This window comes from Nocardioides sp. (assembly GCF_030150155.1).
GTDB lineage: Bacteria > Actinomycetota > Actinomycetes > Propionibacteriales > Nocardioidaceae > Nocardioides.
Genome location: NZ_JASLGR010000011.1, coordinates 15,538 through 27,464, shown reverse-complemented (window position 1 = coordinate 27,464; position 11,927 = coordinate 15,538). Strand labels below are relative to the sequence as shown.

The window sequence follows — 11,927 nt, the reverse complement described above, 5'->3', positions numbered from 1 at the left end:
CTCGGGGCGTTTCTGCATTTCGTCACCGCTCGCCCTGACCGGGACAATGGGGGACGATGAACGACTCCCACGACTCCCACGACAAGCACGGCAGGCTCGCCCGCTCCCGCGCTGAAGAGATGAAGGGCAAGAGCCCCGAGGCACGGCCCGACGTCCGGCTGTCGGAGGACGGACGGCCGCTGCGCGAGATCCTCTCCTACGCGCGTCGTGGCAGCCGCTTCACCGCGCGGCAGGCCGACGCCTGGGACCGCCTGGCCGGCGGCTGGGTGATCGGCCCCGACGAGGTCGACGCGATCGCCGAGACCGAGCGCCCCATCGACGTGGGCTCGCGCTGGTTCGGTCGCGAGGCACCGCTGGTGATCGAGATCGGCTCGGGGGTGGGGGAGACGTGCGCGTCGTACGCCGCCGCGCATCCTGAGCTCAACGTGCTGGCCTTCGAGGTCTGGCTGCCCGGTGTCGCCGACACCCTGCACCGCGCCGAGGTGGCCGGTCTGACCAACCTGCGGCTGTGCACGGTGGACGCCGCCTGGTCGATGTCCCACCTGATCCCCGAGGCCAGCGTCACCGAGCTGTGGACGCTCTTCCCCGACCCGTGGCACAAGAAGCGCCACCACAAGCGCCGCCTGGTCAACCAGCCGTTCGTCTCGGTGGCCTCCTCCCGCCTGATCCCGGGCGGCCACTGGCGGCTCGCCACCGACTGGGCCGACTACGCCGAGCACATGGACGAGGTGCTCGCCACCGAGGACACGCTGCGCGGCGGCCGGGTCGAGCGCTGGGTGGACCGCCCGCTGACGAAGTTCGAGCGTCGGGGCCTCGCCGAGGGCCGCGACATCGCCGACTTCGACCTGGTCAGGCTCTAGCACGACGCGAAGGGCCGGGACCCGCTGTCCGTCCGAGGACGGATCAGGGCGGGTCCCGGCCCTTCGGTGTGCGTGGGGCGAGGCTGGGCCTCAGCGGTGCCTCAGCACGGCCCGATCGTGGTGGCCGTGGTGCGGGCCAGCAGGGGAGCGGTGCGCAGCTGCTTGAGCAGCCGCTTCTTCTTGGTGGTGCGCTTCAGGGTCCAGTAGCGCGCCCAGTCGATCTGCGTCGACGTGTAGGCGGTGTGCACCGCCGGGTTGGTGGAGCCCAGCAGCCCCTCGCGGAAGCTGAACGCCGTGGCCCGGGTGGAGACGGGACGCGGTGCCCGGCGTACGACCTTGCCGTCCATGAACCAGGTGATCACCGTCGGCTTGAGCTCGACGGCCCACACGTGCCACGCCGACTTCTTGGAGTTGACCGGTCCGGCCCAGTGCCGCTTGCTGTCCAGGTCGCCGACCTGGGACCACGGCGTCACGGTCCCGGCATAGGAGCCGTCCGTGGCGGTGACGCCGATCGCGGCCGTACGCCGGTTGGCCGGGTCGTAGCCCGCCATCAGGACGCTCGTCGGGGAGCAGCGCTGGTCGACCGTCCCGGACGGCACCAGCTCCAGGCGGACCTTGTAGTCGGTGGCCGGGACCGTGGTCACGGTGCCGTCGGCCGCCTTGAGCTTGATCGAGTTGACCCCCGGGTCGCGCTGCGAGATGGAGCGGAACCGCACCTCCCAGCGTCCGTTGACCCAGCCCTCGCGCCAGTTGGTGAACGCGTCGCCGCTGTCGGGCTCGAGCTTGGTCAGCAGCGTGCCGGTGCCGACCGAGCCGGCGCCCCACACCGCGGTCTTGCCGCTGTGCTGCCAGACCGCGGGCGGGACGACCCCGTCACGGCTCTTGAACTCGTAGCGGCGTGCCTCGGGCCACCAGCCGTACGTCGACCCGGCGTGGATCAGCTCGAACTTCGTGCAGCCGGCGGCGCGGCCGCAGCTCCCGGCCGCTGCCGTGGCCGGCGCGGTGGTGAGCAGGCCGGCCCCGAGGGCGAGGGCAGCGGAGAGGGCGAGTACCCGAAATGGAGGAATCACGCCGGAACGGTACCGGTCAGCAGGCCGCCTTGTTAATGGCCCGAACGGGCCGTGCCGCCTTGCCGAGGGTCTTGCCCTTCTTCTTCATGGTCCAGTAGCGGGCCCAGTCGAGCTGCAGCCGGGTCTTCTCCATCCGCTTGCCGGCGGTGGGGACGAGTCGGGCCTGCATCTTGAGGTCGACGCCGGACAGGGCCGCGGGGCGCTTCTCGATCGCGACCAGGTGCGCGTCCATGAACCAGGCGATGTGCTTGGCGGTGACCTCGACGCCGAAGACGTGCCACTCGTCGCCGCCGACCTTGCGGCTGAGCTTCTTGCTGTAGGTGTAGGAGGCCGCCGGCAGCGTGTTGGCCGCGACCTTGGCGGTGCTGCGCTTGGCGGGGGTGTAGTCGAGGAACGTGATGTCCTGGGCGCCACAGTGGCGCTCGGAGCGCTTCGCCGGGATCAGGGCGAGCTGGACCCGGTAGGCCGAGCCGCCGCCGTACTGCTTGGTCCGCATCCGGGACTCCCAGCGGCCCTTGGTGTGGTGCACGTCGGACCAGGTCGAGGCGAGCGGGGTGGTGTGGCGCCCGGCGGCGGCCACGAGGGTGAGCATGCCGTTCTGCTGGTACTGCTTGCCGGCACCGCTGAGCTTCCACTGACGGGGCGCGGTGCGGCCGCCCTTGAACTCGTAGCGCACGGCGACGGGGTACCAGTTGTAGCTGGCGCCGGCCGAGACGAGCTCGAAGGAGGTGCAGCCCGAGACCCTTCCGCAGGCGTACGCGTGGGCTGGTGCCGGGGTGAGAGGAACGACCACCGCCAGTGCCGACGCGAGTGCAGCGAGGCGGAGGGTGGTCGAGGAGAGGACCTTCTTCGTCGCGAACATCCGACGACGCTAACCCGGGGTCCCCAGGCCCTCCGAATCGGTGGTCGGCGTCACACGCGGGATCAGCAGGCAGATCACGGCGGCCACCAGGCACGCGACGCCGGCGGTGATCCAGGCGGTCAGATAGCTGCCGGTGGTGTCGCGGGTCCACCCCGCGAAGCTGGCCGCGATGCCCGCTCCGACCATGTGCGCGGCGAAGATCCAGCCGAACACGATGCCCGAGCGCTCCAGGCCGAAGTGGGTCCGGCACAGCGCCACCGTCGGCGGGACGGTCGCCACCCAGTCCAGGCCGTAGAAGACGATGAAGAGGAACAGGCTGGGGTGGACCGAGTCACCCAGCAGCCGGTCGACCCAGAGCAGGGACAGCCCACGCAGCAGGTAGTAGCAGCACAGCAGCAGGCGTGGGTCGATCCGGTCGGTGAGCCAGCCCGAGGCGATCGTGCCGGCGATGTCGAAGATGCCGATCAGGGCCAGCAGCGACGCCGAGGTGGTCTGGGCCATCCCGTGGTCGTGCGCTGCGGCGATGAAGTGGGTGCCGATCAGACCGTTGGTCGACCAGCCGCAGACCCAGAAGCTGGCGAAGAGCGCCCAGAACGTCCACTGCCGGGAGACGGCGAGGAGGGTGCGCACCGCCAGGGCCGCCGCTCCGCGCACCCGGGGCGGGACCACGACCGGGGTGCCCGCCGCGGCGCCGTACGGCGTCACGCCGACGTCACCGGGGGAGTCGCGCAGCACCAGCCAGACGATCGGTGCCAGCGCCAGTGCGAAGACCGCGATCAGGCCGGCCGCCCAGCGCCAGCCCGGCCCGTCGGCCAGCGCGGCGATCGCCGGGAGGAAGACGAGCTGTCCGGTGGAGCCGGCCGCCGAGAACACGCCGGTGACCAGGCCGCGGTGGGAGGTGAACCAGCGGTTGGCCACGATCGCGCCGAAGACCAGGGCCAGCGACCCGGTGCCCACCCCTACCGCGAACCCCCACAGCAGCCACAGCTGCCAGGCCTGGGTCATCACCGTGGTGAGGCCCGAGCCGAGGGCCGTCAGGACGAGGGAGGCGGCCACCACCCGGCGCATCCCGAAGCGGCCCATCAGAGCGGCCGCGAACGGGGCGGTGAGGCCGTAGACGATCAGGTTGAGGGAGACCGCGCCGGAGGTGGTGGCCCGCGTCCAGCCGAACTCGGTCTCCAAGGGCTCCAGCAGGGCACCGGTGGAGGAGCGGAACCCGGCCGCGGCGACGAGGGCCAGCAGCGTGACGGCGGCCACCGGTACGGCACGGTGCAGGCGACGTCGTACGATAGGCCGCGACGGGAGTTCGACAGCAGGTGGCACGGCCTCATGTTGTCCGAGAACCGTGGTCGGAGGCGAGTCGATTCCAGGCCCGATGGGCGTGGCGCAGACTCCCATGACCACGATTTGGTGTACCCCCGTGGCCGATGGCAGACTAACCAAGTTGCTTCGGCTGGGTTTGCCGGGGTGCGGCTACAAATTGACTACTGAATTGCGTCTCCTGGGCTCCTCGTGAGCTCCAGTCGTGTATCGGTGGTCAGGTGTGTCCGCATCGATACGGAGACCCGATTCAATCTGTCAGTCCCCTGGCAGGTTTTAACCCAAACCAAGCAGTGATGAGCCCCGGTTCGTGACGCAAATAGTGGCGACACGCCCGACCGCGGGGGTCGGAACTGCGACTGAAGAAGGACGAGAGAGACAGATGGCGGGACAGAAGATCCGCATCAGGCTCAAGGCCTATGACCACGAGGTGATCGACACCTCGGCGCGAAAGATTGTGGACACCGTCACCCGTACGGGTGCCAAGGTCGCCGGCCCCGTGCCGCTCCCGACCGAGAAGAACGTCTACTGCGTCATTCGCTCGCCCCACAAGTACAAGGACTCGCGCGAGCACTTCGAGATGCGCACGCACAAGCGCCTCATCGACATCATCGACCCCACCCCCAAGACCGTTGACTCTCTGATGCGCCTCGACCTTCCGGCCGGTGTCGACATCGAGATCAAGCTCTGAGTAAGGAGGACCTCCAATGACTTTCGAGCGCAATGTGAAGGGCCTCCTCGGCACCAAGCTGGGCATGACCCAGGTCTGGGACGAGAACAACAAGGTCATCCCGGTGACCGTCGTTGTCGCCTCCACCAACGTGGTCACGCAGATCCGCCAGCCCGAGACCGATGGCTACAACGCCATCCAGGTCGGCTTCGGCGAGATCGCGAGCCGCAAGGTGACCAAGCCCGCCGCTGGCCAGTTCGCCAAGGCAGGCACCACGCCGCGCCGTCACGTGGTCGAGATTCGCACCGCTGACGCCGCGTCCTACACCGTGGGCCAGGAGCTCGCTGTGGACACCTTCGCCGAGGGCGACGTCATCGACGTCACCGGCACGTCGAAGGGTAAGGGTTTCGCTGGAACGATGAAGCGTCACGGCTTCGCCGGTGTCTCGGCGTCGCACGGTGCTCACCGTAACCACCGCAAGCCCGGTTCCATCGGCGCGTGCGCCACCCCCGGTCGCGTGTTCAAGGGCGTCCGCATGGCAGGTCACATGGGTACTGACACCGTCACCACCCAGAACCTCACCGTGCACGCCGTCGACGCGGAGAAGGGCCTGATCCTGGTCAAGGGCGCCGTTCCCGGCCCCAAGGGCAGCCTTCTGGTTCTCCGCTCCGCCGCGAAGAAGACGGAGAAGTGACCATGGCTCTCAAGACTGTCAAGGTCGACCTGCCTGCCGAGATCTTCGGCCAGGTTGTCAACGTTCCGCTGATCCACCAGGTTGTGGTCGCTCAGCAGGCTGCCGCTCGTCAGGGCACGCACGCCACCAAGACCCGCGCCGACGTGCGCGGTGGTGGTCGCAAGCCCTACAAGCAGAAGGGCACCGGCCGCGCCCGCCAGGGCTCGACCCGCGCGCCGCAGTTCGCCGGCGGTGGCATCGTCCACGGTCCGCAGCCGCGTGACTACTCGCAGCGCACCCCCAAGAAGATGATCGCCGCCGCGCTCCTCGGTTCCCTGTCGGACCGCGCCGCGCACGGTCGGATCCACGTCGTCGAGGGCTTCGGCGTCGCCGAGAAGCCGTCCACCAAGGACGCTCTCGCCGGTCTCCGCTCGCTCACCGAGCGCGCCAAGTACCTGGTCGTCCTGGACCGCGAGGACAACGTCACGTGGCTGTCGCTGCGTAACGCGCCCGAGGTTCACCTCATCGCTGTCGACCAGCTCAACGCGTACGACGTGCTGGCTTCGGACGACGTGGTCTTCACCAAGGCTGCTTTCGAGGCGCTCGTCGCTTCCAAGAAGGAGATTGCCAAGTGAGCACCCTGCACAAGGACCACCGCGACATCCTGCTCGCGCCGGTCGTCTCTGAGAAGAGCTACGGCCTGCTCGACCAGAACAAGTACACCTTCCTGGTGCACCCTGACGCCAACAAGACCGAGATCAAGATCGCGGTCGAGAAGGTGTTCAACGTCAAGGTCACCTCGGTGAACACGATCAACCGGAACGGCAAGGTGCGTCGCACCAAGTTCGGTCTGGGCAAGCGCAAGGACACCAAGCGCGCCATCGTGTCGCTCGCCGAGGGTCACCGCATCGACATCTTCGGGGGTCCGGTCGCCTGACCGGGTCTGAGTAAGGACTGATCGAACAATGGCTATTCGCAAGTACAAGCCGACTACCCCGGGCCGTCGTGGCTCCTCGGTGGCCGACTTCGTCGAGATCACCCGCACCACCCCGGAGAAGTCGCTGGTTCGCCCGCTCTCCAAGACCGGTGGTCGCAACAACCAGGGTCGCATCACCACCCGTCACAAGGGTGGCGGTCACAAGCGTGCCTACCGCGTGATCGACTTCAAGCGTTACGACAAGGACGGCGTGCCGGCCAAGGTCGCTCACATCGAGTACGACCCGAACCGCACCGCTCGCATCGCGCTGCTGCACTACGCGGACGGCGAGAAGCGCTACATCGTTGCGCCGAAGGACCTCAAGCAGGGCATGACCGTCGAGGCGGGCCCGACTGCTGACATCAAGGTCGGCAACAACCTGCCGCTGCGCAACATCCCGGTCGGTAGCACGATCCACGCGATCGAGCTGCGTCCCGGTGGTGGCGCCAAGATGGCTCGCTCGGCCGGTAACTCGGCTCAGCTGGTCGCCCGTGAGGGTAGCCGCGCGACGCTGCGTCTGCCTTCGGGCGAGATGCGGTACGTCGACGTGCGCTGCCGCGCCACGATCGGCGAGGTCGGCAACGCCGAGCAGTCGAACATCAACTGGGGCAAGGCCGGCCGCATGCGGTGGAAGGGCGTTCGCCCGACCGTCCGTGGTGTGGTCATGAACCCGGTCGACCACCCGCACGGTGGTGGTGAGGGTAAGACGTCCGGTGGACGTCACCCCGTCTCCCCGTGGGGCAAGCCGGAGGGCCGCACGCGCCGCCGCAAGGCATCCGACGCCCTCATCATCCGTCGCCGCAAGTCCGGCAAGAACAAGCGTTGATAGGGGAGTAGTCCAATGCCTCGCAGCCTGAAGAAGGGCCCCTTCGTCGACGGCCACCTCGTCAAGAAGGTGGACGCCGAGAACGAGAAGGGCACCCAGAACGTCATCAAGACCTGGTCGCGCCGCTCCATGATCCTGCCGTCCTTCATCGGACACACGATCGCGGTGCACGACGGTCGCAAGCACGTGCCGGTCTTCGTCGTCGACTCCATGGTCGGCCACAAGCTCGGCGAGTTCGCACCGACCCGTACCTACAAGGGTCACGTCAAGGAAGACCGAAAGGGGAAGCGTCGATGAGCACCACCGATCGTCGTTCCGTCTCCGCACGGCGCCTTTCCGTCCTCGGCGAGGAGCCCGGCTCCTTCGCCAGCGCCCGCTTCGTGCGGATCACGCCGCTCAAGGCCCGCCGCGTCGTGGACATGGTCCGCGGCCTGCAGGTCGACGAGGCTCTGTCCCTGCTGGCCTTCGCGCCGCAGGCGGCCTCCGAGACCGTGTACAAGGTCCTGGAGAGCGCTGTTGCCAACGCCGAGACCACTGAGGGTCTCAACCGTGGCGACCTGGTCGTCTCGGTCGCGATGGTGGACGAGGGTCCGACCATGAAGCGCTGGCGCCCCCGGGCCCAGGGCCGTGCGACTCGGATCAACAAGCGCACCAGCCACATCACGCTGGCCGTCCAGCCGGCCGACGTGGTCGCCGCGAAGAAGGCAGGTAAGTAAGCAATGGGTCAGAAGATCAACCCGAACGGCTTCCGCCTCGGCATCTCGACCGACCACAAGTCGCGTTGGTACGCCGACAAGCTCTACAAGTCCTACGTGGGCGAGGACGTTGCGATCCGCAAGCTCCTGTCCAAGGGCATGGAGCGCGCCGGCATCGCCCGCGTCGAGATCGAGCGCACCCGTGACCGTGTCCGTGTGGACATCCACACGGCCCGCCCGGGCATCGTCATCGGTCGCCGTGGCGCCGAGGCCGACCGCATCCGCGGCGAGCTCGAGAAGCTTACCGGCAAGCAGGTCCAGCTGAACATCCTCGAGGTCAAGAACCCCGAGGTCGACGCTCAGCTGGTCGCCCAGGGTGTTGCCGAGCAGCTCTCCGGTCGTGTGCAGTTCCGCCGTGCCATGCGCAAGGCCATGCAGACGACGATGCGCTCGGGTGCCAAGGGCATCCGTATCCAGTGCTCCGGCCGTCTCAACGGCGCCGAGATGTCGCGTACCGAGTTCTACCGTGAGGGTCGCGTTCCGCTGCACACGCTGCGTGCCGACATCGATTACGGCTTCTACGAGGCTCGCACCACCTTCGGTCGCATCGGCGTGAAGGTCTGGATCTACAAGGGTGAGGTTGCCGGCACGCGTGCCGAGCGCCAGGCCCAGCAGGCTGCCCGTGCCGGTGTCCCCGGCCGCAGCGGCCGTCCCGCCCGTGGTGGCGACCGTCCGAGCCGTGGCTCGCGTGGCGCTCGCACCGAGGCTCCGGCCGCTGAGGCTCCCGCCGTGGAGGCTCCCGTGGCCGAGGCCGCTCCGTCTGAGACCCAGGAGGGCTGAGACCATGCTGATGCCCCGTCGGCTCAAGCACCGTAAGCAGCACCACCCCAAGCGGGATGGCGCTGCCAAGGGCGGCACCTCGCTCGCCTTCGGTGACTTCGGCATCCAGGCGATCGAGGGTCACTACGTGACCAACCGACAGATCGAGTCGGCTCGTATCGCGATGACCCGTCACATCAAGCGTGGTGGAAAGGTCTGGATCAACATCTTCCCGGACCGCCCGCTGACCAAGAAGCCCGCCGAGACCCGCATGGGTTCCGGTAAGGGTTCGCCCGAGTGGTGGGTCGCCAACGTCAAGCCCGGCCGTGTCATGTTCGAGCTCTCCGGTGTCTCCGAGGACGTGGCCCGCGAGGCCATGCGCCGCGCGATCCACAAGCTCCCCATGAAGTGCCGTTTCATCACGCGAGAGGCTGGTGAGTTCTGATGGCAGACCAGATCACCGCGATCGAGCTCGACGAGCTCAACGATGTGGACCTCGAGGCGAAGCTCCGCGAGTCCAAGGAGGAGCTCTTCAACCTCCGCTTCCAGGCGGCCACCGGCCAGCTGGAAGGCCACGGCCGCCTTCGGACGGTCAAGAAGGACATTGCTCGGATCTACACCGTGGTGCGTGAGCGTGAGCTCGGCATTCGGACCGCTCCGGGCGCCAGCACCAACGAGGAGGCCTGATCATGGCTGAGACCACTGAGCAGACTGAAGAGCGCAACAGCCGCAAGGTGCGTGAGGGCCTCGTCGTCAGCGACAAGATGGAGAAGACCATCGTCGTTGCTGTCGAGGACCGCGTGAAGCACCCGCTCTACGGCAAGGTCATGCGTCGCACGAGCAAGCTCAAGGCGCACGACGAGCAGAACAGCGCCGGCATCGGCGACCGCGTGCTGGTCATGGAGACCCGCCCGCTGTCGGCGACGAAGCGCTGGCGCCTGATCGAGATCATCGAAAAGGCCAAGTGAGCTCAGGGCGGCACGGGCATAGCCCGTGTCGCCCGAGCGTGCGTTCAGGCCCTCTTCCCTTCGGGGAGGGGGCCTGGGCGTTCGCCAAATTGACCTTCTGTGCACACGCCGGGGAGACTAAGACGTTCCCCGGCGTTTGTACGGAGACCAACCATTCGAAGTTCGGCCAGGCTCTGCCGCCCCAGTTGCGGTGAGAGAACCAGCTCGACAAGGAGTTATCCATGATTCAGCAGGAGTCGCGACTGAAGGTCGCCGACAACACGGGTGCCAAGGAAGTCCTCTGCATCCGCGTTCTCGGTGGCTCTGGTCGTCGCTACGCCGGCATCGGTGACGTCATCGTCGCCACTGTCAAGGACGCGATCCCCGGCGGCAACGTCAAGAAGGGCGACGTCGTCAAGGCCGTCATCGTGCGGACCGTCAAGGAGCGTCGTCGTCCAGACGGCTCGTACATCCGCTTCGACGAGAACGCGGCTGTCATCCTCAAGAACGACGGCGAGCCCCGTGGTACCCGCATCTTCGGCCCGGTGGGTCGCGAGCTGCGCGACAAGAAGTTCATGAAGATCATTTCCCTGGCCCCGGAGGTGCTGTGATGTCTGTGGGCAAGTCCTTCAACATCAAGACCGGTGACACCGTCAAGGTTCTCGCCGGCAAGGACAAGGGCGCTGAGGGCAAGGTCATCCGCGTTCTTCGTGACGAGGACCGCGTGGTCGTCGAGGGTGTCAACCTGATCAAGCGTCACCTCAAGTCGGGTCAGAACGCCGCGGGTCAGCAGACCCAGGGCGGGATCATTGCCTCCGAGGCCCCGATCCACGTCTCGAACGTTCAGCTGCTCGAGGACGGCAAGCCGGTTCGCATCGGCTTCCGTCGCGACGCGGTGACCAAGCGTCGCCCCGACGGGTCGACGTACTCGGCCGAGCGCAGCGTGCGCATCTCGCGCAAGAGCGGCAAGGAGATCTGACATGACTGAGACCGCTACCCAGCCGCGCCTGAAGGCTCGCTACCGCAGTGAGATCGCTCCGGCTCTGCAGCAGCAGTTCGAGATCCCGAACGTGATGCAGATCCCCGGCCTCACCAAGATCGTCGTCAACATGGGTGTCGGCGAGGCTGCTCGCGACTCGAAGCTCATCGAGGGCGCGATCAAGGACCTCACCGCGATCACCGGCCAGAAGCCGCTGGTGAACAAGGCGAAGAAGTCGATCGCTCAGTTCAAGCTGCGCGAGGGCATGCCGATCGGCGCCCACGTCACGCTCCGTGGTGACCGGATGTGGGAGTTCCTCGACCGCCTCCTGTCGCTCGCCCTGCCGCGTATCCGGGACTTCCGTGGTCTCAACGGCAACCAGTTCGACGGCCGCGGCAACTACACCTTCGGTCTGACCGAGCAGGTCATGTTCCACGAGATCGACCAGGACAAGATCGACCGCTCGCGCGGTATGGACATCACCCTGGTGACCACGGCCACCAACGACGACCAGGGTCGCGCGCTGCTCAAGGCGCTCGGCTTCCCGTTCAAGGAGAACTGACATGGCGAAGACCGCGCTCAAGGTCAAGGCCGCGCGCAAGCCGAAGTACGCCGTTCGCGCCTACACCCGCTGCCAGCGGTGTGGCCGCCCGAAGGCCGTCTTCCGGAAGTTCGGCCTGTGCCGTATCTGCCTGCGTGAGATGGCCCACCGTGGCGAACTCCCCGGCGTGACCAAGTCCAGCTGGTGACAGCCACCAACTAGTCAAAGCAGGTCGCGGACGCCTTCGTGCGACGCGAAACCACTTCGAGAAAGAACACATCATGACGATGACTGACCCCATCGCAGACATGCTCACGCGTCTGCGTAACGCCAATCAGGCGTACCACGACTCGGTGTCGATGCCGCACAGCAAGATCAAGCAGGGCGTCGCCGAGATCCTCAAGCAGGAGGGCTACATCTCCTCGTTCGAGGTGCAGGAGCCCGGTGAGGGCGAGGTCTCCAAGACCCTCACCATCACCCTCAAGTACGGCCGCAACCGTGAGCGCTCGCTCGCCGGTGTGCGCCGCATCAGCAAGCCCGGTCTCCGGGTGTACGCCAAGCACTCGGGTCTCCCGCGCGTGCTCGGTGGCCTCGGCGTGGCGATCATCTCCACGAGCCAGGGCCTGCTGACCGACCGTCAGGCCAACCAGAAGGGCGTGGGCGGCGAAGTCCTCGCCTACGTCTGGTAA

The 11,927-nt window shown here is 67.3% G+C and carries 20 protein-coding genes; 17 read left to right on the top strand and 3 right to left on the bottom strand.

Features of this window, described 5'->3' with window-relative positions:
- Positions 1-56: 56 nt before the first annotated feature.
- Entirely contained in the window at positions 57-860 is an 804-nt protein-coding gene (gene trmB, locus Q1V88_RS02185; protein ID WP_300677293.1) for a tRNA (guanosine(46)-N7)-methyltransferase TrmB, read from the top strand.
- 101 nt (positions 861-961) lie between these two features.
- On the opposite strand, the gene Q1V88_RS02180 is transcribed toward trmB, so the two are convergent.
- Genes Q1V88_RS02180 through Q1V88_RS02170 form a run of 3 tightly spaced genes read right to left on the bottom strand, consistent with a single transcriptional unit; the run spans position 962 to position 4,049 of the window.
- Positions 962-1,930 (bottom strand): hypothetical protein, encoded by a 969-nt coding sequence (locus Q1V88_RS02180; RefSeq protein WP_300677291.1) that lies wholly within the window; start codon positions 1,928-1,930, stop codon positions 962-964.
- Positions 1,931-1,946: 16 nt separating this feature from the next.
- Positions 1,947-2,792: a hypothetical protein gene (locus Q1V88_RS02175; protein ID WP_300677289.1), complete on the bottom strand. Its 846-nt coding sequence runs from the start codon at positions 2,790-2,792 to the stop codon at positions 1,947-1,949.
- Positions 2,793-2,801: 9 nt separating this feature from the next.
- Positions 2,802-4,049 carry an MFS transporter gene (locus Q1V88_RS02170; RefSeq protein ID WP_300677287.1) on the bottom strand — a complete coding sequence of 416 codons (1,248 nt, stop codon included), beginning with the start codon at positions 4,047-4,049 and terminating at the stop codon, positions 2,802-2,804.
- Positions 4,050-4,494: 445 nt separating this feature from the next.
- Between Q1V88_RS02170 and rpsJ the strand changes: the two genes are divergently transcribed.
- The 16 genes from rpsJ (at position 4,495) to rpsH (ending at position 11,927) form a co-directional block, all read left to right on the top strand.
- Positions 4,495-4,803, top strand: coding sequence for a 30S ribosomal protein S10 (gene rpsJ / locus Q1V88_RS02165; RefSeq protein ID WP_008360994.1), 309 nt, complete (start codon positions 4,495-4,497; stop codon positions 4,801-4,803).
- Between the two features lie 16 nt (positions 4,804-4,819).
- Positions 4,820-5,476 (top strand): 50S ribosomal protein L3, encoded by a 657-nt coding sequence (gene rplC / locus Q1V88_RS02160; protein WP_300677284.1) that lies wholly within the window; start codon positions 4,820-4,822, stop codon positions 5,474-5,476.
- 2 nt (positions 5,477-5,478) lie between these two features.
- Entirely contained in the window at positions 5,479-6,090 is a 612-nt protein-coding gene (gene rplD / locus Q1V88_RS02155; protein WP_300677281.1) for a 50S ribosomal protein L4, read from the top strand.
- Positions 6,087-6,392, top strand: a complete 306-nt coding sequence (gene rplW, locus Q1V88_RS02150) for a 50S ribosomal protein L23 (protein WP_300677279.1) — start codon at positions 6,087-6,089, stop codon at positions 6,390-6,392. Before rplD ends, rplW begins: the two co-directional genes overlap by 4 nt.
- A 28-nt stretch (positions 6,393-6,420) precedes the next feature.
- Positions 6,421-7,257, top strand: coding sequence for a 50S ribosomal protein L2 (rplB, locus tag Q1V88_RS02145; RefSeq protein WP_300677276.1), 837 nt, complete (start codon positions 6,421-6,423; stop codon positions 7,255-7,257).
- A 15-nt stretch (positions 7,258-7,272) separates the two neighbouring features.
- A complete protein-coding gene (gene rpsS, locus Q1V88_RS02140) occupies positions 7,273-7,554 on the top strand; it encodes a 30S ribosomal protein S19 (RefSeq protein WP_300677273.1) in 282 nt (93 codons plus the stop codon).
- Complete coding sequence (rplV, locus tag Q1V88_RS02135; RefSeq protein WP_300677271.1) at positions 7,551-7,973, top strand: 50S ribosomal protein L22; 423 nt, start codon at positions 7,551-7,553, stop codon at positions 7,971-7,973. The genes rpsS and rplV overlap by 4 nt, the downstream gene beginning before the upstream one ends.
- A 3-nt stretch (positions 7,974-7,976) precedes the next feature.
- On the top strand, positions 7,977-8,792 hold the full coding sequence (rpsC, locus tag Q1V88_RS02130) for a 30S ribosomal protein S3 (RefSeq protein ID WP_300677268.1): 816 nt from the start codon (positions 7,977-7,979) through the stop codon (positions 8,790-8,792).
- 4 nt (positions 8,793-8,796) lie between these two features.
- A complete protein-coding gene (gene rplP, locus Q1V88_RS02125; protein WP_300677265.1) occupies positions 8,797-9,216 on the top strand; it encodes a 50S ribosomal protein L16 in 420 nt (139 codons plus the stop codon).
- Positions 9,216-9,458: a 50S ribosomal protein L29 gene (gene rpmC, locus Q1V88_RS02120; RefSeq protein ID WP_300677262.1), complete on the top strand. Its 243-nt coding sequence runs from the start codon at positions 9,216-9,218 to the stop codon at positions 9,456-9,458. Before rplP ends, rpmC begins: the two co-directional genes overlap by 1 nt.
- 2 nt (positions 9,459-9,460) lie before the next feature.
- Entirely contained in the window at positions 9,461-9,739 is a 279-nt protein-coding gene (gene rpsQ, locus Q1V88_RS02115) for a 30S ribosomal protein S17 (RefSeq protein ID WP_300677259.1), read from the top strand.
- 221 nt (positions 9,740-9,960) lie between these two features.
- Positions 9,961-10,329 carry a 50S ribosomal protein L14 gene (gene rplN, locus Q1V88_RS02110; RefSeq protein ID WP_300677256.1) on the top strand — a complete coding sequence of 123 codons (369 nt, stop codon included), beginning with the start codon at positions 9,961-9,963 and terminating at the stop codon, positions 10,327-10,329.
- Positions 10,329-10,697, top strand: coding sequence for a 50S ribosomal protein L24 (rplX, locus tag Q1V88_RS02105; RefSeq protein WP_300677253.1), 369 nt, complete (start codon positions 10,329-10,331; stop codon positions 10,695-10,697). Before rplN ends, rplX begins: the two co-directional genes overlap by 1 nt.
- Before the next feature lies 1 nt (position 10,698).
- On the top strand, positions 10,699-11,259 hold the full coding sequence (gene rplE, locus Q1V88_RS02100; protein ID WP_300677250.1) for a 50S ribosomal protein L5: 561 nt from the start codon (positions 10,699-10,701) through the stop codon (positions 11,257-11,259).
- Between the two features lies 1 nt (position 11,260).
- The gene (locus Q1V88_RS02095) at positions 11,261-11,446 is read left to right on the top strand and encodes a type Z 30S ribosomal protein S14 (RefSeq protein WP_008361020.1); all 186 of its coding nucleotides are present in this window, start codon (positions 11,261-11,263) and stop codon (positions 11,444-11,446) included.
- A gap of 73 nt (positions 11,447-11,519) precedes the next feature.
- The gene (gene rpsH, locus Q1V88_RS02090) at positions 11,520-11,927 is read left to right on the top strand and encodes a 30S ribosomal protein S8 (RefSeq protein WP_300677243.1); all 408 of its coding nucleotides are present in this window, start codon (positions 11,520-11,522) and stop codon (positions 11,925-11,927) included.